The sequence below is a fragment of the Bradyrhizobium sp. AUGA SZCCT0431 genome, assembly GCF_018131065.1.
In the GTDB taxonomy this organism is placed as follows: Bacteria; Pseudomonadota; Alphaproteobacteria; order Rhizobiales; family Xanthobacteraceae; genus Bradyrhizobium.
In genome coordinates, this window is sequence record NZ_JAFCLR010000030.1 from 1 (window position 1) to 20250 (window position 20250).

Annotated in this window: 15 protein-coding genes and 1 pseudogene; 6 read left to right on the forward strand and 10 right to left on the reverse strand. The window is 62.8% G+C overall.

Annotated features, from left to right (window positions below; genetic code table 11):
- Positions 1-601 precede the first annotated feature (601 nt).
- A complete protein-coding gene (locus JQ567_RS25785; RefSeq protein WP_212441416.1) occupies positions 602-1486 on the forward strand; it encodes a Ku protein in 885 nt (294 codons plus the stop codon).
- A 132-nt stretch (positions 1487-1618) separates the two neighbouring features.
- Here the strand turns inward: JQ567_RS25785 and JQ567_RS25790 are convergent, their stop codons facing one another.
- From JQ567_RS25790 to JQ567_RS25825, 8 genes are all read right to left on the reverse strand, one after another.
- Positions 1619-1855 carry a DUF6496 domain-containing protein gene (locus tag JQ567_RS25790; protein ID WP_212441417.1) on the reverse strand — a complete coding sequence of 79 codons (237 nt, stop codon included), beginning with the start codon at positions 1853-1855 and terminating at the stop codon, positions 1619-1621.
- A 66-nt stretch (positions 1856-1921) separates the two neighbouring features.
- On the reverse strand, positions 1922-2362 hold the full coding sequence (locus tag JQ567_RS25795; RefSeq protein ID WP_212441418.1) for a PTS sugar transporter subunit IIA: 441 nt from the start codon (positions 2360-2362) through the stop codon (positions 1922-1924).
- A gap of 26 nt (positions 2363-2388) precedes the next feature.
- A complete protein-coding gene (locus JQ567_RS25800; protein WP_212441419.1) occupies positions 2389-3078 on the reverse strand; it encodes a response regulator in 690 nt (229 codons plus the stop codon).
- The gene (locus JQ567_RS25805) at positions 3075-5798 is read right to left on the reverse strand and encodes a sensor histidine kinase KdpD (protein ID WP_212441420.1); all 2724 of its coding nucleotides are present in this window, start codon (positions 5796-5798) and stop codon (positions 3075-3077) included. The genes JQ567_RS25800 and JQ567_RS25805 overlap by 4 nt, the downstream gene beginning before the upstream one ends.
- A 41-nt stretch (positions 5799-5839) precedes the next feature.
- The gene (locus JQ567_RS25810; RefSeq protein WP_212441421.1) at positions 5840-6445 is read right to left on the reverse strand and encodes a K(+)-transporting ATPase subunit C; all 606 of its coding nucleotides are present in this window, start codon (positions 6443-6445) and stop codon (positions 5840-5842) included.
- Between the two features lie 108 nt (positions 6446-6553).
- On the reverse strand, positions 6554-8668 hold the full coding sequence (gene kdpB, locus JQ567_RS25815; RefSeq protein WP_212441422.1) for a potassium-transporting ATPase subunit KdpB: 2115 nt from the start codon (positions 8666-8668) through the stop codon (positions 6554-6556).
- A 25-nt stretch (positions 8669-8693) separates the two neighbouring features.
- On the reverse strand, positions 8694-10397 hold the full coding sequence (gene kdpA, locus JQ567_RS25820) for a potassium-transporting ATPase subunit KdpA (protein WP_212441423.1): 1704 nt from the start codon (positions 10395-10397) through the stop codon (positions 8694-8696).
- Between the two features lie 116 nt (positions 10398-10513).
- Entirely contained in the window at positions 10514-10603 is a 90-nt protein-coding gene (locus tag JQ567_RS25825) for a K(+)-transporting ATPase subunit F (RefSeq protein ID WP_018454042.1), read from the reverse strand.
- Between the two features lie 501 nt (positions 10604-11104).
- On the opposite strand from JQ567_RS25825, the gene JQ567_RS25830 reads away from it, so the two are divergent.
- The 5 genes and pseudogenes from JQ567_RS25830 to JQ567_RS25850 all read left to right on the forward strand — a co-directional run bounded on the left by JQ567_RS25830 (position 11105) and on the right by JQ567_RS25850 (position 15450).
- Positions 11105-11572 (forward strand): hypothetical protein, encoded by a 468-nt coding sequence (locus tag JQ567_RS25830; protein ID WP_212441424.1) that lies wholly within the window; start codon positions 11105-11107, stop codon positions 11570-11572.
- A 40-nt stretch (positions 11573-11612) separates the two neighbouring features.
- Positions 11613-11837 (forward strand): annotated as a pseudogene (locus tag JQ567_RS25835) (hypothetical protein); the annotation flags it as partial.
- A gap of 234 nt (positions 11838-12071) precedes the next feature.
- Positions 12072-13088 carry a magnesium and cobalt transport protein CorA gene (locus JQ567_RS25840; protein ID WP_212441425.1) on the forward strand — a complete coding sequence of 339 codons (1017 nt, stop codon included), beginning with the start codon at positions 12072-12074 and terminating at the stop codon, positions 13086-13088.
- A 159-nt stretch (positions 13089-13247) separates the two neighbouring features.
- The gene (locus tag JQ567_RS25845; protein ID WP_312017463.1) at positions 13248-14381 is read left to right on the forward strand and encodes a LysM peptidoglycan-binding domain-containing protein; all 1134 of its coding nucleotides are present in this window, start codon (positions 13248-13250) and stop codon (positions 14379-14381) included.
- 274 nt (positions 14382-14655) lie between these two features.
- The gene (locus tag JQ567_RS25850) at positions 14656-15450 is read left to right on the forward strand and encodes a Crp/Fnr family transcriptional regulator (protein WP_212441427.1); all 795 of its coding nucleotides are present in this window, start codon (positions 14656-14658) and stop codon (positions 15448-15450) included.
- Between the two features lie 137 nt (positions 15451-15587).
- Here the strand turns inward: JQ567_RS25850 and fdhF are convergent, their stop codons facing one another.
- Positions 15588-18353, reverse strand: a complete 2766-nt coding sequence (fdhF, locus tag JQ567_RS25855; RefSeq protein WP_212441428.1) for a formate dehydrogenase subunit alpha — start codon at positions 18351-18353, stop codon at positions 15588-15590.
- Positions 18350-20059: an NADH-ubiquinone oxidoreductase-F iron-sulfur binding region domain-containing protein gene (locus JQ567_RS25860; RefSeq protein ID WP_212441429.1), complete on the reverse strand. Its 1710-nt coding sequence runs from the start codon at positions 20057-20059 to the stop codon at positions 18350-18352. The genes fdhF and JQ567_RS25860 overlap by 4 nt, the downstream gene beginning before the upstream one ends.
- Positions 20060-20250: the final 191 nt, after the last annotated feature.

The following is a 20250-nucleotide window of genomic DNA, read 5'->3' on the forward strand; positions in this document are numbered from 1 at the left end:
GCCCTCCAATGAGAGGGCGCAGGGAAGACCGGGTGCGCGCTGCACCCGCGGTCTCGCGTGCGGTTTGCACAAAACAAAATGCACACGAGCATACAGGGCAGCGGAGAGCATCCGGCCTTCCCTGCGCAATGGCTTTACGGCTTATATCGTGCTCTCCCTGGTGAACGGGCTTTCTTGCCACCATTGCCCGCAAGAAGCGTTTGGCTCCCGACGGACGTGACGCCAGCAACGGGGCGCCAGGACCACACGACTTCGCCGTACGCTTCAGTGCCGTTCGTCGCCAGCACATCAGCGTCCACCGCAACCCGTCCAACGTCCGTGACGACGGCCGACGCCCTCTGAGTGGGACGGGATGGCCAAAGATATGCCCCTGATTTGCCCTTCTGGAAAAGCGAAATATTTTTTATTTCAGGGCTTGACACTATTTCCGAAAATCGGAACTGATTTGCCCGTCGGGTTGTTTTGTCGCACTCAACCGTCATTGCGAGCCAACGGGTCGCAATGACGGAAAGACGGCGTTGCTCTTGCACGGCAGCAACAGGAACCAAAACCAAAAACAACCGTTGAAGCTCCGCAACCAAAACCCTCGCCGGAGACTGCAATGGCCCCTCGCGCCTATTGGAAAGGCTCGCTGAAGCTTTCCCTCGTGTCATGCCCGATAGCGCTGTACCCGGCCTCGACCTCGGCCGAGAAAACCCGTTTCCACATGATCAACAGGGAGACCGGCAACCGGCTGAAGCAGCAGATGGTCGACAGCGAGACCGGCGATGTCGTCGAAAGCGACCAGAAGGGCCGCGGCTACGAGTTGAAGAAGGGTGAGTATGTCGAGGTCGAGAAAGAGGAACTGGAGACGGTCCAGATCGAGAGCAACCATACCATCGACATCGACAGCTTCGTGCCCCGTGACGAGATCGACAAACGCTATCTCAACAACCCCTATTATATCGTGCCGGACGGCAAGGCCGGTATCGACGCCTTTGCCGTGATCCGCGATGCCATGAAGGACCAGGACCGCGTCGCGCTGGCGCGTATCGTGCTCACCAACCGCGAGCACGTCATCGCGATCGAACCGCTCGGCAAGGGCCTGCTCGGCACCACGTTGCGCTACCCCTACGAACTGCGCGACGAGGACAGCTATTTCGACGACATCAAGAGCCCCAAAATATCGAAAGACATGATCGAGCTGGCCAGCCACATCCTGGATACCAAGGCGGCGCATTTCGATCCGTCGAAATTCAAGGACGAGTACGAAAACGCGTTGAAGGCGCTGGTCCGGCGCAAGGCCTCCGGCAAGCCGGTGAGGGCCGCCCCGCGTGAGGAGAAGACGGACAACGTCATCAACCTGATGGACGCGCTGAAGCAGAGCCTCAAAGGCAAGGCAGCCACCAAGCGCCGAGCCAGCGCCTCGGCATCGCGCCGGGCGCCGCAACGGCGCGCGGCCAAGAAGGCCCACCGGTCGGCGGCGCGAGCCCGCAAGGCGGGGTGAAGTATTCTCGGCGTCATTGCCTGCGACAAACGCGAAGCGTTTGCGCAAGGGAGCAACGCGACGAAGCAATCCACAGTTGCTCTGCCGAGCTATGGATTGCTTCGCTCCGCTCGCAATGACGTCGTAGTGGGCCTACTTCTTCGCCTTCCGCTTCTTGGCCGCCTTCCGCTTCTTCGACGTCTTCTTTTTCGACGCCTTCTTCGGCACCTTCTTGCCCTTGGCCCGCGCCTCGGAAAGTCCGATCGCGATCGCCTGCTTCTTGCTCTTCACCTTCCTGCCGGAACGGCCACTCTTCAAGGTGCCGGCCTTGCGTTTCTTCATTGCGCGCTTGACGTCGGTGGACGCTTTCTTCGAGTATTTTCGTGCCATGGATGACCTCCCGATTGCAGGGAAATTAATCATCGCTTCTCATGAAAGTTCCAGCGCCTGCAACCCTCAGGCCATCGCGGCATGGAGCTCGGTTGGATTTTTCGCGGCGCGCAATCGCGCGAGCGTATCCGGCGATCTCAACGTCCGGGCTACCAGCGCCAACGCGGTGAGTGCTTCGCTCTCCACAGCCGCAGGCAGCAACAGGACGAACACCACGTCCACCGCCAGTTCGTCGATGGCATCAAATTCGATCCCCTGCTTCAGCTTCGCAAGTAGCCCATAGGGCCGCTTCAAACCCGGCAGCCGGGCATGAGGAATGGCGATGCCATTGCCGGTCCCCGTCGATCCCAGTTCCTCCCGCTTCAGCAGATAGGACGTCACCTGATCGGCGGGCAAGCCGAGATTGGCTGCGGCCATGGCCGCCAATTCCTGCAACAGCGGCCCCTTCTGCGAGGCCCGAACGTCGATCATGACGTCGGTCGGCGATAGCAGATCGGAAATCTTCATCGTAACTCCAGGCGGATCGCCGCGTATTAATCCGGCGCGCGCAGCCGATAGCCTATCCCGGTTTCGGTCAAAACAAACTGCGGACGTTCCGGATCGCCTTCGATCTTCTGTCGGAGCTGGCGCACATAGACCCGCAAATATTGCGCGTCGGTCAATTCATCCCACAGCTCCTTGAGCAGAAACCGATGGGTCAGCACCTTGCCGGCGTGCTGAACCAGCACGCGCAGCAATTCATACTCCTTGGGCGACAGTTTGACGTCCTTGTCACCCACCTTGACGATGCGGCGCACAAGGTCAACCGAAAGGTCGCCCGATCGGAATACCGGTCGTTCACCATGGACCTGCAACTGATGCCGAAGTGCTGCGCGCATCCGGGCGAGCAATTCGTCCATCCCGAACGGTTTGGTGAGATAATCGTCGGCGCCGAGATCGAGCGCCTGGACCTTGCCGGCCTCGTCACCGCGGCTCGACAGCACGATCACCGGTACGCTGTCGTTACGCCCGCGGATCATGCGCAGCAATTCATGACCCTGGATATCCGGCAGTCCGAGATCGAGAATGATCAATGCGGGATCCTGCGCAAGCAATTCGAGCCCGATCTTGCCGTTGGAGGCTTCCAGGATCTCATAGCCCTGCGTGCTCAATCCCATCCGCAGCAGTTTACGGATCGGCGGCTCATCGTCGATCACCAGGACCTTGATCGGCGCGGCACTCATGCGGCAGTGTCCAGTGCATCTGATACTGCCGGGACCGGCAAGCGGATGGTCAGCACGGCGCCGCTCCGGTCAAGCCGGTTGGCGGCCGAAATCGTGCCATGCATGGCCTCGACAAAGCCGCGCGAAATCGCCAGGCCAAGGCCGGTGCCCGGGCGCACGTGATCGCCCTTTTGCGCGCGATGGAACTTGTCGAATATCATATCCAGCTCCTCGAGCGGTATACCATCGCCTTCGTCAATGATTTGCAGGGATACCCAATCCCTTTCCCGCGAACTCCTGATCGAAATCGTGGTATCGGCCGGCGCATATTTCGCCGCGTTGTCCAGCACGTTGAAGAGCACCTGTTCAAACAGCACCGCGTCAAGCTGCAGCATCGGCAAATCGGCGGCAAGCTCTAGCGAAACCCTGTGGTTTCCGAGGATCTTGCTGGCGCGCCGCAACACGCTGCCGACGATCTCGCCGATATCATGCAGCGCCGTGTTCGGCACCACGGCGCCGGATTCCAGCTTTGTCATGTCGAGCAGGTTGGCGATGAAGCGGTTGAGTCTTTCGGACTCGTCGATCACGGTTGCCAGCAGGTCCCGTTTTTCGGTATCGCTCAGGCCGCTGTCAAGGTCCCGCATCGCGCTTGCGGCGCCGAGCACCGAGGCCAGCGGCGTCTTGAGATCGTGCGAGATCGAGGTCAACAGGGCCGAGCGCAGACGATCCGACTCCACCGTGCGTTTGACGCGGTCCATATCCTCCACCAGCAACACGCGCTCGATCGCCAGCGCGCCCTGATCCATCAAGGCGTCGAGCAAGCGGCGCTGATCCGGGGTGAGCAGCGGCCCGGTCTTGTCGTCATCGATGCCGATGACGCCGATCGGCCCGCGTCCGGTTCGCATCGGCAGGAACAGCCGCTTGGCGCCCGGCAGCGTATCGGCGCCGCGCCCCGCGGCCCGGTCGTTGCCCCACGCCCAGTTCGCGGCCGCGAGATCGGCCTTGTCCAACTGATCTTCGGGCGGATAGCCGGCCTTGACGGTAATGACGCCGTCCTCCGGCAACAGCAGCACCACCCGCACCTTGAGCATCAAGGCCGTCTGGTAGGCGGTCGCCCACAACACGTCGTCGAGGGTTGCGGTGCCCGCGAGCTTGCGGCTGAAGGCGTAGAGCGATTCCGTGGTGCGGACCCGGCCCATCGCGGTGAAGGCCTGCGTTCGCACCCGCGCCGCGACGTTGGAAACCAGGATCGCAATCAGCATGAAGAAGAAGAAGGCGGCCACATTGGGCGGATCGGTAATCGTGAAGGTATAGATCGGCGGAAGAAAGAAGAAGTTGTAGCAGAGTGACCCAACCACGCTTGCAAACAACGACGGCAACAGCCCGTAACGGACGGCGGCCCCGACCACGGCCGTCAGGAACACAAGGTCGACGTTTTCGATGCCCAGCCGCGGATGAACCAGCAGGCCGGCACCGAGCGCAATGGCGACGAACAGCAGGGATACCGCATAGGGCCGCGGATCGAACGGCTCCTGCCGTTCGGCCGTGCGCACCGTCTTCTTCGGAACGGGCTCCGCCTCAAGTTCCTCACCGGCGATCACGTTGACGCTGATATTGCCGGCGCGCCGCACCAGGTCGTGCACCACCGATCCACGCGTGAGTTCAAACCACAGGGAGCGCGTCGCCTTACCGATGATGATCTGCGTTACATTGTTGGCCTGCGCGAAATGAATGACGTCATCGGCGATGCGGCGGCCGACGCCGGGGATGGTCAGCGCCTCGCCACCCAGAGCTTCGGCGAGCCGCATCGTATCGGCGAGCCGGTCGCGCTGCTCGTCGGTCAGTTGCAGGCTGCGCCGCGTCTCGATGCTGATCGCCGTCCATTGCGCGTGCAGCCGGTCGGCCAGCCGCTTGGTGTAGCGGACCAGCCCCGCCGATCGTGGATCCTCACTGATGCAGACAAGAATACGCTCGCCTGCGGCCCAGGGCCCGGCGATCGCGTTGGCCTGCATGTGGGTCAGGAGTTGTTCGTCGACCCGCTCGGCGGTGCGCCGCAACGCCAGCTCGCGCAGCGCGGTGAGATTGCCCGGCGAGAAATAATGCTCCAGCGCGCGCTCGGCCTGTTTGGGGACATAGACCTTGCCTTCCTTCAACCGCTGGATCAGGTCGTCAGGCGTAAGGTCGATCAGCTCGATGGCGTCCGCGCGGTCGAACACCTTATCCGGCACGGTCTCGCGCACCCGCACATGCGTGATCTGCGCGACCACGTCGTTGAGGCTTTCGATATGCTGGATGTTGACTGCCGTATAGACATCGATGCCGTGGGACAGCAGCTCCTCGACGTCGAGGTAGCGCTTGGGATGGCGGCTGCCCGGCGCGTTGGTATGGGCAAGTTCGTCGACCAGGGCGATCTGCGGACGCCGGGCGATCAGGGCGTCGAGGTCCATCTCGTCGAGGATCTGGTCCTTATACTCCAGCTTCTTGCGCGGAATAACTTCCAGGCCCGTCAGCAGCGCCTCGGTCTCCGCCCGGCCATGGGTCTCGACCACGCCGACCACGACATCTATCCCGGCCTTCCTCCTCGCATGGGCGCTTTGCAGCATCTCATAGGTCTTGCCGACGCCGGGGGCGGCGCCGACAAATATCTTGAGCTTCCCGGCCCGATCATTCTCGCGGCGCGCGGCCTCCAGCAGCGCGTCCGGCGACGGTCTTTTTTCATGATCTGGGCGCTGATTGGCCATGCGGCAATATACTCATCGCATCCGGCGCAGCCTAGCTCCCGTCATTTGGCTGCGGCGGCATCCAGCGCCAGATTCAGCGCCAGAACGTTAACTCTGACCTCGCCGAGCAATCCAGCCATGCGGCCCTGGCTGTGCTCCGTGACCAGCTGGCGGACGCGCTCTTCCGGCATCTTCCGCGCCTTCGCCACCCGCGGCACCTGGAATAGCGCCGCCTCCGGCGAAATGTCCGGATCGAGGCCGCTGGCAGAGGTCGTGACGAGGTCGACGGGGACGGAAGCGTTAGGGTTTTCGGCCTTCAGCTTGTCGACATCCTCCTTGATCCGGTCGGCCAAAGCCTTGCTGGTCGGGCCGAGGTTGGAGCCACCGGAATTGGCGGCGTTGTAGGGTGCCGATACCGTCTTGCTGGAATCGGCCGGGTCCGGCGCCGACGTCGCCGAGGGCCGCCCGTGGAAGTATTTGTCGTCCTTGAATTCCTGCCCGATCAGGGCCGAGCCGATCACCTTGCCGTCCTTCTCGATCAGGCTGCCTTGCGCCTGCTTCGGAAAGATCACGCCGGCAATCGCGGTCATCGCGAGCGGATAGGCGAGGCCGGTGATGGCCGTCAGCAAGAGCAGCAGGATGATGGCGGGACGAATTTCTCTTAACATACGTGCCTCCTGATAATTCGTCATTGCGGGAGCGAAGCGACGAAGCAATCCATTCTTTCTTCGTGGCCGGTATGGATTGCTTCGCTTCGCTCGCAATGACGGATGGGGTTAAGCCAGGTTCAAGGCCGCGACCACGAGGTCGATAGCCTTGATGCCGATAAAGGGAATGATGATGCCGCCGAGGCCGTAGATCAGCAGGTTGCGGCGCAGCAGTGCCCCTGCCCCGACGGCACGGTATGCGACGCCTTTCAGCGCCAGCGGAATCAGCGCGATGATGACAAGCGCATTGAAGATGATCGCCGACAGGATCGCGCTCTGCGGGCTTGCCAGATGCATGACGTTGAGCACCTCGAGCTGCGGATAGAACGCCAGGAACATCGCCGGGATGATGGCGAAATACTTCGCGACGTCATTCGCAATCGAGAACGTGGTCAGCGCGCCGCGCGTCATCAGCAGCTGCTTGCCGATCTCGACCACCTCGATCAGTTTTGTGGGGTTGGAATCGAGGTCGACCATGTTGCCGGCCTCGCGCGCGGCCTGGGTGCCGGTGTTCATGGCGACGCCGACGTCGGCTTGCGCCAGCGCGGGCGCGTCGTTGGTGCCGTCGCCGCACATCGCCACCAGCTTGCCCTTGGCCTGCTCGTCGCGGATCAGCTTCAGCTTGTCCTCGGGTGTTGCCTGGGCGAGGAAATCATCGACGCCGGCTTCGGCCGCGATCGCGGCTGCCGTCATCGGGTTGTCGCCGGTGATCATCACGGTGCGGATGCCCATCCGGCGCAGCTCGGCGAAGCGCTCGCGGATGCCGCCCTTGACGATATCCTTGAGATGGATGACGCCGAGCAGGCGGCCGTCCCTGGCGACAGCCAGTGGCGTGCCGCCTTCCTTTGCGACTTCGTCCGCGATGGCCTGGAGTTCGCGGGCTGCCTCGGTCCCGACCGAAGGCTGGATCGCACGAACCGCGTTGCCGCTGGCCATGGTCTGCACCGTGCCGCCGCCGATGTAATTGAGGATCGCCTCAACCGCACCCTTGCGAACCGACGAGGTGCCGGCGTCGATGCCGCTCATGCGGGTCTGCGCGGTAAAGGGTACGAATGTCGCGGCGAGCTCCTTCATGTCGCGGCCGCGGATGCCGTATTTCTCCTTGGCCAGCACGACGATCGAGCGGCCCTCCGGGGTTTCGTCGGCCAGCGACGCCAGCTGCGCCGCATCCGCCAGCTCCTGCTCGGTGACGCCGCGGACCGGGCGAAAAGCCGTTGCCTGGCGGTTGCCGAGCGTAATGGTGCCGGTCTTGTCGAGCAGCAGCGTATCGACGTCGCCGGCGGCCTCGACCGCGCGGCCGGACATCGCCAGCACGTTGAAGCGCACCAGCCGGTCCATGCCGGCGATGCCGATCGCGGACAGCAATGCGCCGATGGTGGTCGGGATGAGCGTCACGAACAGCGCCACCAGCACGACCACCGAAATCGAGCCGCCGGCGTAGGCGGCATAGCTCGGGATCGTCACGGTCGCAAATACGAAGATGATGGTGAGGCCCGCAAGCAGAATATTGAGCGCGATCTCGTTCGGCGTCTTCTGCCGCTCGGCGCCTTCCACCAGCCTGATCATGCGGTCGATGAAGGTCGATCCCTGCGCCGCGGTGATACGGACACGGATCCAGTCTGACAGCACCTGGGTGCCGCCGGTCACCGCCGAACGGTCGCCGCCGGATTCCCGGATCACGGGCGCGGATTCGCCTGTGATCGCAGCCTCGTTGACCGAAGCGACGCCCTCAACCACTTCACCGTCGGACGGGATGTTGTCGCCGGCTTCGACCAGGACGATATCGCCGACTTTCAGCGCGGTGCCGGGCACCAGGCGAAAAGTCTTGTCCGAACCGGTCAGCAGCTTGGCCTGGCTTTCGGTCCGGGTCTTCTTCAGCGATTCGGCCTGCGCCTTGCCGCGGCCCTCCGCCACCGCTTCCGCGAAATTGGCAAACAGCACCGTGAACCACAGCCACAGGATGATCTGGAACGTGAACCCGAGGTTCGCGCCGCCAGTGAGGAGATCGCGCACAAATATGATTGACGTCAGCGCCGCGACAATCTCGACCACGAACATCACCGGGCTCTTGATCATCAGCCGCGGGTCGAGCTTGACGAACGACGAGCTGATCGCCGGCACCAGGATCTTCGGGTCGAGCATCGCCGAGGCCGTCACCTTTTTCTGCAGTCTTGTGGTTTCCATGGACGTAACTCCGAAGAGAGATCGATCAGAACAGATTGTTGGCGTTCATCGCGAGGTGCTCGACGATCGGCCCGAGCGCCAGCGCCGGGAAGAAGGTGAGACCGCCGATGATCAGGATCACGCCGACGACGAGGCCGACGAACAGGCCACCGGTGGTCGGCAGCGTGCCAGCCGATGGCGGGATCGACTTCTTGGCCGCCAGCGAGCCCGCAATGGCCATCGCCGGCACGATCATGAAGAAGCGGCCGACGAACATCGAACTGGCCAGCGTCAGATTGTAGAAGAAGGTGTTGCCGGTCAGGCCGCCGAACGCCGAACCGTTGTTGCCGGTGGCCGAGGTGAAGGCATAGAGCACCTCGGTAAACCCATGCGGCCCGGCATTGGCCATCGACGCCACCGCCGGCGGAAACACCACGGCGACCGCAGTCCAGCCGAGATACATCAACGGCAATACCAGGATGGCTAGCATCGCCATCTTGACCTCGCGCGCCTCGATCTTCTTGCCGACATATTCCGGCGTGCGGCCGACCATCAGGCCGGCGACGAAGATCGCCAGCACGACGAACAGCAGCATGCCGTAGAGGCCGGCGCCGACGCCGCCGACGATGATCTCGCCGAGCTGCATGTTGATCAGCGGGATCATGCCGCCGAGCGCGGTGAACGAGTCATGCATGGCGTTGACCGCGCCGCAGGAAGCGGCCGTGGTGATCACGGCAAACAGGCTGGAGGCCACGATGCCGAAACGGACTTCCTTGCCTTCCATGTTGCCGCCGGACAGCCCGAGCGCACTTAGCGTCGACGTACCGTTGGCTTCGGCCCAATAGGTGATGGCGACGCCCGCGAGGAACAGCACGCCCATGACCCCCAGGATCGCCCAGCCCTGGCGCTGGTCGCCGACCATGCGGCCGAACACGTTGGTAAGCGCCGCGCCGAGCGCGAAGATCGAAATCATCTGCACGAAGTTCGACAGCGCGGTGGGATTCTCGAACGGATGTGCGGCGTTGGCATTGAAGAAGCCGCCGCCATTGGTGCCCAGCATCTTGATCGCGACCTGCGAGGCGACCGGGCCGACCGCGATGGTCTGCCTGGCGCCCTCCAGCGTGGTGGCGTCGACATAGGCCCCTAACGTCTGCGGCATGCCCTGCCAGACCAGGAACAGCGTGTAGACCACGCAGATCGGCAGCAGCACATAAAGGGTACAGCGCGTGACGTCGACCCAGAAATTGCCGATGGTGCGCATCGAGGAACGCGAGAAGCCGCGGATCAGCGCTACCGCGAGCGCGATACCGGTCGCTGCCGACAGAAAATTCTGGTGCGTCAGTCCCAGCATCTGGACGAGATAGGACAGCGTGCTTTCGCCGCCGTAGTTCTGCCAGTTGGTGTTGGTGATGAAGGAGATCGCGGTGTTGAACGACAGATCCGGAGCGACCGCGGATTGATCCTGCGGATTGAACGGCAACAGCGCCTGCAGCCGCATCAGCCCATAAATGATCAGGAAGCCGCCGACATGGAACAGCAGCATTGCGACCGTATAGGTCAGCCAATGCTGCTCGCGCTTCTCATCGACGCCGCCGATCCAGTAAAGCCCGCGTTCGACCGGGCGCAGCACGGGCGACAGAAAGGTGGACTCGCCGTTGAAGACGCGGGTCATGTACCAGCCGAGCGGTTTGACCAGCGCGACCACGATGGCGCAGTACAGGAAAATTTGAATCCAGCCAATGACGGTCATGGTCGGGAACCCTTCAGAATCTCTTTGCAGGCAGCAGCAGGTGAATGAGCGCAATCAGCAGCGCCGAGGTAACGACAAACGCCAGCACGACTTCGACCAGCGTGATCATGGCGTCCTCAGAAGCGTTCGGGCCGCAGCAGCGCGTAGGTCAGGTAGAACAAGAGGCCTAGCGAGACGGCCCCGGCGAGCGAATAATCGAAAATCATGATCCCCTCCCCTCACAACCGTTCGCAGGCATAGGCGTAGCCGATGCCCGCCAGGAAGAAGCCTGCGCCTAGCGCCAGCATGACAATGTCCAGCATGGGATGCTCCTGTGCGAAATGAGCCCGCGGGCCGAACGGACGGCCTCGCTTTGGTTGGCTGAAGTGCCACCCTGCGCATAGGTTTTCGAGATGGGGGCAATGGCGACGTTATAGGAATCTCATAAGTGCCCGTGGTCCCAGGGCTACCGTCGTCCCGGCGAAGGCCGGGACCCATACCGCGTGATCTATCGATTGGGCAGAACGGCAGAGACCTGTCGCAAATTTTCGACGGTGGCTATGGGTCCCGGCCTTCGCCGGGACGACGCGGGGAGAGAGCGTGCCCACATCACCCGCTTATGAAATCCCTATTTTTCCGTCCCTCGCCGCATCTCGTTTTCAAATGGCGCTTTGACCACCTTGGGCACACGGCTGCGGTGGCAGTCGCCCCACGAGTGAGATATAGCCATGTTCATTCTTGCAGAATCCCAAACCCCCGCTGAACCCGGCGACCGGCTGCGCAATGCGTATGCCGTGACCGCTGAATTCCTCTCCGACATCGTCAGCCAGACCTGCCGGCGCTTTCCGTCCGTGAGCCAGAGCGGCAAGACCGCCCGCATTGAGCGGCTGATTCAATCCGGCGCCTGGACCGATGCGGCACTGGCCCTGATCGACCTGGAACTGCCGCAATGGCAGCTGCGCCGTATCGCCTATGACGAAGGCGAATGGCATTGCGCGCTGTCGCGCGAACGCGAACTGCCGGACTGGCTCGATCAATCGGCCGAGGGCCGGCACGCCGATCTGGCGCTGGCAATCCTGAGTGCGTTCGTCGAGGCGCAGCGCCACAGCGCGCCGTTGCGCCGGCCCAGCGTCCCTGCCGTGCACAGCGATGCCGGCGCGCGCTATGAGCCGCTCCTGAGCGACAATTTCGGCTGAACCAGCCGGGACACTGCTCCCCGAAACAAGGAATACCAACGTGAAATTCGTCGAACCTCCATCGTGCCGCTCGCCCTCCGCAATCGTCTTCATCGGCAGAAACCGCCGCGGCCATTGGGTTGCCCAGGAACAAAACGGCCTCTATGGCGGCCTGTTCGTCAATCGCGCACAGGCCATCAAATACGCGTTGTTCGAGAACGGCCATCATCCAGAAACGATCGTCGAACTGGCCTGCGAGATCGAGCTCGACATGGGTAGCCGCCCAGGCGCGCGCTGCATGTCCGGGCTGCGATCTTCCTATCGCGCGTCAGCCATTGAGAACGGCCGAACGACCCGTGCGCAAGAATCTGCTACTCCATCTGCGCTGGGTCTGACCGGCATCAACGATAACGACATGTGAGGCCGAACATACATTTGACGACAAATTCCCCGGTAGTAGCCTTGCCGAGAACACGGCGTCGGCGCAGGTTTCAGCTGCGATCATTGAGGGATGGAAGCCATGAACATAGCGCCGCAAGCGGACATGCCGAGCGATCCGGTTGCTTCCGAAGGTGTGGTCGCGGCCGGGGCCTATGTCGACGGCCGGCGGGTCGCCAATATCGCCATCGAGGAAGCCTCGAGCTGGCGCAGCAAGCCCGGCCATGTGGTCTGGATCGGGCTGCACGAACCGGACATGACGATCCTGACGAGCGTGCAGCAACAGTTCCAGTTGCATGATCTTGCCATTGAAGATGCGAACAACGCCCACCAGCGGCCGAAGATCGAACAGTATGGCGACGGCCTGTTCATCGTGGCACGCACCGCGCAACTCGTCGGCGACAGCATCGCGTTCGGCGAAACCCATCTGTTCGTCGGCGAAGGATATCTCGTCTCCGTTCGCCACGGCGCCTCGACTTCCTATGCGCCGGTGCGCGCGCGCTGCGAAAGCTGTCCGCGGGCGCTGGCCCGCGGCGAGGATTATATCCTCTACGCCATTCTCGATTTTATCGTCGATAACTACTCGCCGGTGCTCGAGACCATCCAGGAAGAGGTCGAAGCGATGGAGGAGCAGGTGCTCGCAAGCGCAATGACGCGGGCGCAGATCGAGCGGCTGTATCTGTTGCGGCGCGATCTCTTGCGCCTGCGGAACGCGGTGGGACCTCTGGTCGAGGTCTGCCGCCGGCTGGAGCATGACAATCTACCGATGATCCGCCCCACCATGCAGCCGCTGTTCCGCGACGTCACGGACCACGTCCGCACCGTTCAGGAGCAGATCGACTCGCTCCGCGAAGTCCTCGCTTTTGCCTTCGAGGCCAGCCTGCTGGTCGGCCAGGCCCAGGAGACCGCGGTCTCCAAGAAACTCGCCTCATGGCTTGCCATCATCGCGGTCCCGACCGCGATCGCCGGCATTTACGGCATGAACTTCAAGCACATGCCGGAACTCGAGTGGGAGTATGGCTACTTCGCCATTATCGGCACGATTCTGACCGTTTGCGCGGGCCTTTTCTGGCGCTTCCGGCGGGCCGGATGGCTGTAGCTGACCGGCCTACCCCGTTTTCTCAACGCAAACGAGTACCAACTTTGCCCAAGACGCTATAGAATGCTGTCGAGCCAGCGATTTGGCCGACGGATGAGCATCATGATTGCGGCATCGATGAGTCGAATAGTCGTACCGTCCATGGTTGCGGCATGTAGCGTGGCGGCTATCTTCGCCGTCTATTACATCCGCCACGAGCCGCGGGTCGATACCAGGGCCGCAACCGCCGCGCCGGCAGTCTCGAAGCCGGCATTGGACGCACCAAAGCAGGGTGCGCTCGCAGCGGCGCAAGCGGAAGCAAAGGCCGTGACGGCCACGCTAGGCGGATTGCCTCCACCGCCGGACAGCGTGCCGTCGTTCGACATTGCCCGCATCGAGCCGACGGGCGAAGCGGTCATCGCGGGCCGGGCCATGCCGGGCGCAGCGGTGGAACTGCTGCGCAACGGCGAGATACACGATCGCGTGGTGGCCGATCAATCCGGACAATTCGTCATGGTTCCGCCCCGGCTTCCCTCAGGGACGTATGACCTGACGCTGCGGGCCAAGGAGCCGGACGGCAAGCAGACCTCGTCCAAACAGAGCGTGACGGTGGCGCTTGAGCCGAAATCAATCGACCGGCCGGTCGTTGCGTTGATGGCGCCGGACAAACCCACCGTCGTGCTGTCGCAGCCGGCTGTGCCAAAGCCGATGGCCGGCGCAGTGGTTGCGGAGACGGTTGAGATCGAGCCGGGCGGCAAGCTCCATGTCAGCGGCCGCGCGCGCCCCGGCGCCGCGGTGAAGCTTTATCTCAACGACAGCTTTATTGCGTCGGCGGCGGCTGGCGCGGACGGACGTTTTGCGGTCACGATCAATGAGGGGGTCGCCTCCGGCAGCTACCGCGTGAGGCTGGACGAGGTGGACTCGAACTCAGGCGCGGTGCGCGCACGCGCCGAGGTGCCGTTCAACGTTCCCGACACGATGGTCACGGCCTCCGTGCCGGCACAGGCCACCCCGGCCAAGCGGCTGGACGTTGCCGCTGCACAGCCGCCCGAGCTGGCGGCCGCCATGGCCGCCGTTCTGCCAGACAAGGGCTCGCTGCCAGACAAGGGCTCGCCCTCCACCGTGGTCGTGCCGAAGATCACCACCACCACCGTCTCGCGCGGCGACAGCCTCTGGCGCATCAGCCAACTCTCCTACGGAGCGGGCACGCGCTACGCCGTTATCTACAAGGCGAATCGGGAACAGATCCGCAATCCCAACCTGATTTATCCCGGCCAGGTTTTTGTCGTTCCGATGCCTGAAGCGCGGCCATAGCGTCTGCGCGAGAGATTGCGCGGCTTTTTTAGCTCGCGCTCGATTATGTGCGGCAGTTCTGCTGGACGCGCACGTCGACCGTCACGTCTCGGGTGAACGATTATCTCTCTTCACTCCGGCGCGGTCCACAGCTCGGCCTTTTCGGCCCGCACGGCGCGTCGCAGACCTTTCGTGCTTTTAATCATTTGTGACAAGGCGCCTGCGCCTTGGCACGCTTCCCTGCAGGGCTTTGAAGCGGTACAACCCGCCTGTATTCTTGTAGCGGTGCAGACCAGTGACAATATTTGATCGAATTCTCGACGCGGCCGCGGATAATCTCAGGATAGCGAAAATCCTGGTCCAGCTGGGCCTCGACCCCAACAACATCACCTACGACGCGCTGTTCAATCGCCTGCTGGAAATTTTTCTAAACAATATCACGCTGGCCAACATGTTTGCCCTGGTCGGCGCGATCTTCTTTGTCGCCACCTTGCTGACGCAGACCATGGTGCCGCTGCGCGTCGCGAACATGATCGGTTGCGCATTCTTCGCCCTGTTCGGCGCGCTCACGGCATCCGTCACGACCTTCCTGTTGTATCTGCTGATGGTCCCCATCAATGCGTATCGCCTCCGACAGATGCTCGTTCTGGTGAAGAAGGCCCGCAGCGCAACGAAAGGTGATACGTCGCTGGAATGGCTCAAGCCGTTCATGACCGAGCGCAAATATCGCAAGGGCGATATTCTGTTCAAAAAAGACGATGCCGCCCATGAGATGCTGCTGACCGTCACCGGAAAATTCCTGGTGAAGGAAATCAGCGTCGAGCTTCCGCCGGGACGCCTGATGGGCGAATTTGGTTTCCTCACGCCCGATAACCGGCGCACGGCCACGATCGAGTGCATCGAGGATGGTCATGTGCTGACCATCACTTATGACAAGCTGCTCGAGATCTACTTTCAGAACCCGCAGTTCGGCTATTACTTCCTGGTCCTGACCAGCCAGCGCCTGTTGGAAAACATTGCGCGACTCGAAGGGATTGTCGCGCAACACAAGTCCTTGCAGCAGGCCGCGGCTGCGAACGGCCCCAACTAGAGCATTATCGGTTCTGATTGAATCAGAACCGAAGCTCTAGACTCATATTTTGACGCGTTTTCTTCACGCGAACCGGTATCCACTTCGCTCGAAAACGCTCTGAGCATCGGCATCCACGCGCCGGGTGCGTTTCAAACCTACTCGGCCGCGGTACGGAGTTCGACCTTTTCAGCGCGCACCGCGCAGAACTTGAACTCGGGGATCTTGCCGAACGGGTCGAGCGCCGGGTTGGTCAAGAGGTTCGCCGCCGCCTCGGCGTAGCAGAACGGCATGAACACCATGTTCTCCGGCACGTCGCGGTCGGAGCGAACCTTGACCTCGACCGCACCGCGGCGGGTTTCCAGCTTGATGAAATCGCCGGGCCATACGCTCAGGCGCCGCATATCCTTCGGCGACATGAACGCGACCGCTTCCGGCTCGATCTGGTCGAGCACGCTGGAGCGGCGGGTCATCGAGCCGGTGTGCCAGTGTTCGAGCACGCGGCCGGTCGACAGCACCATCGGATACTCGGCGTCCGGCAGCTCGTCCGGCGGAATGACCTTGGCCGGCACGATCTTGCCGCGACCGCTCTCGGTCGGGAAGCCCGTGGTGAAGATGATCTCGTTGCCGGGCTTGTTCGGATCATCCGCCGGATAAGTGACGGCGCCTTCACGAACCAGCCGCTCCCAACTGATGTTCTTGAGCGACGGCATCAGCTGCGCCATCTCGGTGTAGACGTCGCCGGGACCCGAATAATCCCACGGCAGCCCCATGCGCTTGCCTATCTCCTGGATGATCCAGAGATCCTGGCGCGCGTCGCCCGGCGGCTTGATCACCTGGCGCGCAAGCTGTACACGGCGGTCGGTGTTGGTGAAGGAGCCGTCCTTTTCGGCAAAGGCCGAGGCCGGCAGGATGACGTCGGCGTGGAATGCGGTCTCGGTGACGAAGAGGTCCTGCACCACAAGGTGATCGAGCATGGCGAGCGCTCCGCGCGCATGCTGCAGATCGGGATCGGACATCGCGGGGTTCTCACCCTCGATGTACATGCCCTTGATCTCGCCGGCGTGGATAGCGTTCATGATCTCGACCACGGTCAGACCGCGTACCGGATCGAGCTCCTGGCCCCAAAGCTTCTCGAAATTGCCGCGCAGGTCGTCGCGGCTAACCGGCTGGTAGTCCGGCAGGAACATCGGGATCAAGCCCGCGTCGGACGCGCCCTGCACGTTGTTCTGGCCGCGCAGCGGATGCAGGCCGGTGCCGGGACGGCCGACCTGTCCGGTGATCAGCGCGAGCGCGATCAGGCAGCGCGCATTGTCGGTGCCGTGGACATGCTGGCTGATGCCCATGCCCCAGAAGATGATGGACGATTTGGCGCGCGCATAGGTCCGCGCGACCTCGCGCAAGGTTTGCGCCGGGATGCCGCAGATCGGCTCCATCTTCTCCGGCGTGAACTCCTTGGTCTTCTCCTTCAGATCCTGAAAACCCTCGGTGTAGCCCGCGATGTACTGATCGTCGGTCAGGCCTTCAGTGATGATCGTGTTGATCATCGCATTCAGCATGGCGACGTCGGAACCGGGCTTGAACTGCAGATGCTGGGTTGCGTGCCGTGACAGGGACTGCCGACGCGGATCCAAGACGAAGAGCTTTGCGCCCTTCTTCGCCGCGTTCTTGATGTAGGTTGCAGCGACCGGATGATTCACGGTCGGATTTGCGCCGATCACGATGATGACCTCGGCGTCCATCGCCGCCGCGAACGGGGCCGACACTGCGCCGGAGCTCAGGCCTTCGAACAGCGCGGCGACCGACGAGGCGTGGCACAGCCGCGTGCAGTGATCGACATTGTTGGAGCCGAAGCCGGTGCGCACCAGCTTCTGGAACAGATATGCCTCTTCGTTGGAGCCTTTGGCGGAGCCGAAACCGGCCAGCGCCTTGACGCCCCTCTCGTCGCGGATCTTTACGAGGCCCTTGGCGGCGATATCCAGCGCCTCTTCCCAGGAGGCTTCGCGGAAATGGGTGAACGGATTGGCCGGATCGACCTGGTCGTTGGAATCCTTCTTCGCATTCGGCAGCCGCACCAGCGGTTTGGTCAGGCGATGCGGGTGATGGATATAGTCGAAGCCGAAGCGGCCCTTGACGCAGAGCCGGTTGTGGTTGGCCGGACCGTCACGGCCCTCGGCGTAAATGATCTTCTCGTCCTTGACCTGGTAGGTGACCTGGCAGCCGACGCCGCAGAACGGGCACAGCGAGTCGACTTCCTTGTCCGCATAGGTCACGCGGGTCTGGTTCTCGTCCAGCATCACCGACGGCATCAATGCGCCGGTCGGGCACGCCTGCACGCATTCGCCGCAGGCTACGCAGGTCGATTCACCCATGGGATCATCGAAGTCGAACACGATTTTCGACCCGTGACTGCGATAGGCCATGCCGATGACGTCGTTGACCTGCACTTCGCGGCAGGCGCGCACGCACAGGCCGCACTGGATGCAGGCGTCGAGATTGACGCTCATCGCGGGATGGCTGACGTCGCTTGTCCAACGTTCGGCGGCGGGGAAGCGGCTCTCGGTGACCCCGACCTTTTCGGCCCAGTGCCAGAACTTCGAATCCGGATCGTGCGAGGTCTCGCGCGCCGGCTGGTCGGCGACCAGCAGTTCCATCACCATCTTCTGCGCTGCGACCGCGCGCGCGCTTTCGGATTTCACCTTCATGCCGACGGTGGGGGTGCGCTTGCAGGATGCCGCCAGCACGCGCTCACCCTCGATCTCCACCATGCAGGCGCGGCAATTGCCGTCCGGCCGATAGTCCGGCGCGGGCGAATAGCACAGATGCGGGATTTCCTGGCCCTGGCGCTTTGCCACCTGCCAGATGGTTTCGCCTGCGTTGGCCTCAACCTGCTTGCCGTCGAGTTCGAACTTGATCTTGGTCATTCCGCGGCTTCTTTCGGCACGAATTCTTCCGGAAAATACTTAATCACTGACGTCAGGGGATTCGAGGCCGCCTGCCCGAGCCCGCAGATCGAGGCATCGCGCATCGCCTGGCTCAACTGGTCGAGCAGTTCGCGGTTCCAGACCGGGCGTTCCATCAGGATCGCCGCCTTCTGGGTGCCGACCCGGCACGGCGTGCACTGGCCGCAGCTCTCATCCTCGAAGAAGCGCATCAGATTCAGCGCCGCGCCCCGCACGCTGTCGTGTTCGGACAGGATCACGACCGCGGCCGAACCGATGAAGCAGCCGTATTTTTCCAGCGTGCCGAAATCGAGCGGGATGTTGTCCATCGACGCCGGCAGGATACCGCCGGACGCACCGCCCGGCAGATAGGCGTGGAACGTATGTCCGTCCGCCATACCGCCGCAGAACTCGTCGATCAGTTCGCGCACGGTGACACCCGCAGGCGCCAGCTTCATGCCGGGGTTTTTGACGCGGCCCGATACCGAATAGCTGCGCAGGCCGTGACGGTCGTTGCGGCCGTGGCCCTTCCACCAGTCGGCGCCCTTTTCGACGATGTCGCGCACCCACCACAGCGTCTCGATGTTGTTGATCAGCGTCGGCAGGCCGAACAGGCCGACCTGGAACGGATATGGCGGCTTGTGGCGGGGCAGCCCGCGCTTGCCCTCGATGCTTTCGAGCAGCGAGGATTCCTCGCCGCAGATATAGGCGCCGGCGCCGCGGCGCATGTGCAGCACCGGCCCGCCCGGCGGCAATTTTGCGATCTCGCGCTCGAGGATTTCGCGCGAGGCCGGATATTCGTCGCGCAGGTAAATGTAGACATCGGTCGCCTCGACCACGTGGGCGCCGATCAGCATGCCCTCGAGGAAACGATGCGGGTCGGTCTCGAGGTAAAAGCGATCCTTGAAGGTGCCGGGCTCGCCCTCGTCGCCATTGATCGCCATCAGCCGCGGCCCGGGCTCGCCGAGCACCGCACGCCATTTGCGTCCCGTCGGGAAGCCGGCGCCGCCGAGCCCGCGCAGCGAGGCGTCGTCGAGCGACTTCAGCAGATCTTCCTTTGCAAGCGTACCGGAGCGCAGACGATTGAGCAGCGCGTAACCGCCGCCGGCAACATACGCATCGTAGTCCACATAATCAGGCAAATGCGCATGGGTCTCGCCGGCCTTCGCCGCCGCGAGTACGTTCGAGACGGTGGCATGGTCGACAAAGTGATGGCCGACTTCGGCGGCTGGCGCGGTATCGCAGCGACCGACGCAGGGCGCGCGCACCACGCGAATGCCGGGGCCGGCTCTGTCCTGCAATTCATGCAACAGTTTTTCCGCGCCCAGCATCGCGCAGGTCAGCGAATCGCAGACGCGAATGGTCAGCGGCGCAATATCCGGCTCGCCTTCCTTCACGATGTCGAAATGCGCATAGAAGGTCGCGGTCTCGAACACTTCGGCAAACGACAGTTTCATCTCGTCCGCGAGGGCGGCGAGATGGCCTGCGGAAATCTGGTGATACTTGTCCTGGATCAGATGCAGATGTTCGATCAGGAGATCGCGCTGCCGCGACCGGTCGCCGAGCAGCTGTTCGATCTCGTGCGCGGCGGTCGGATCGACCTGGCGGCCCTTCGGCGTCGCCTTGGCCCGCTTCCGCCCAGCGCCGGGGTGCTCGAACGAGCGCACTTTCTGCACGTCTTGAACCATGGAAAACGTCTCGTTCCTGCCTGTATGTTTCCGCGATCATAAATCGTGGCATGCCAGATGCCAAGAGAATTGTCGCGTTTTGATAAGCATTTAAGGCGACACGTCCGGCGCGGTCATGCCGCTCGCCGCCCGGACGAGGCTTCGCGTCGAAGCCATCTTTTCGATCAGCGAATGAGAACTGGAATCGATCC

Excerpts from the sequence above, each read along its gene's own strand:
- JQ567_RS25785 (WP_212441416.1), top strand. The coding sequence starts at position 602 with ATGGCCCCTCGCGCCTATTGGAAAGGCTCGCTGAAGCTTTCCCTCGTG.
- JQ567_RS25790 (WP_212441417.1), bottom strand. The coding sequence starts at position 1,855 with ATGGCACGAAAATACTCGAAGAAAGCGTCCACCGACGTCAAGCGCGCA.
- JQ567_RS25795 (WP_212441418.1), bottom strand. The coding sequence starts at position 2,362 with ATGAAGATTTCCGATCTGCTATCGCCGACCGACGTCATGATCGACGTT.
- JQ567_RS25800 (WP_212441419.1), bottom strand. The coding sequence starts at position 3,078 with ATGAGTGCCGCGCCGATCAAGGTCCTGGTGATCGACGATGAGCCGCCG.
- JQ567_RS25805 (WP_212441420.1), bottom strand. The coding sequence starts at position 5,798 with ATGGCCAATCAGCGCCCAGATCATGAAAAAAGACCGTCGCCGGACGCG.
- JQ567_RS25810 (WP_212441421.1), bottom strand. The coding sequence starts at position 6,445 with ATGTTAAGAGAAATTCGTCCCGCCATCATCCTGCTGCTCTTGCTGACG.
- kdpB (WP_212441422.1), bottom strand. The coding sequence starts at position 8,668 with ATGGAAACCACAAGACTGCAGAAAAAGGTGACGGCCTCGGCGATGCTC.
- kdpA (WP_212441423.1), bottom strand. The coding sequence starts at position 10,397 with ATGACCGTCATTGGCTGGATTCAAATTTTCCTGTACTGCGCCATCGTG.
- JQ567_RS25825 (WP_018454042.1), bottom strand. The coding sequence starts at position 10,603 with ATGATTTTCGATTATTCGCTCGCCGGGGCCGTCTCGCTAGGCCTCTTG.
- JQ567_RS25830 (WP_212441424.1), top strand. The coding sequence starts at position 11,105 with ATGTTCATTCTTGCAGAATCCCAAACCCCCGCTGAACCCGGCGACCGG.
- JQ567_RS25840 (WP_212441425.1), top strand. The coding sequence starts at position 12,072 with ATGAACATAGCGCCGCAAGCGGACATGCCGAGCGATCCGGTTGCTTCC.
- fdhF (WP_212441428.1), bottom strand. The coding sequence starts at position 18,353 with ATGACCAAGATCAAGTTCGAACTCGACGGCAAGCAGGTTGAGGCCAAC.
- JQ567_RS25860 (WP_212441429.1), bottom strand. The coding sequence starts at position 20,059 with ATGGTTCAAGACGTGCAGAAAGTGCGCTCGTTCGAGCACCCCGGCGCT.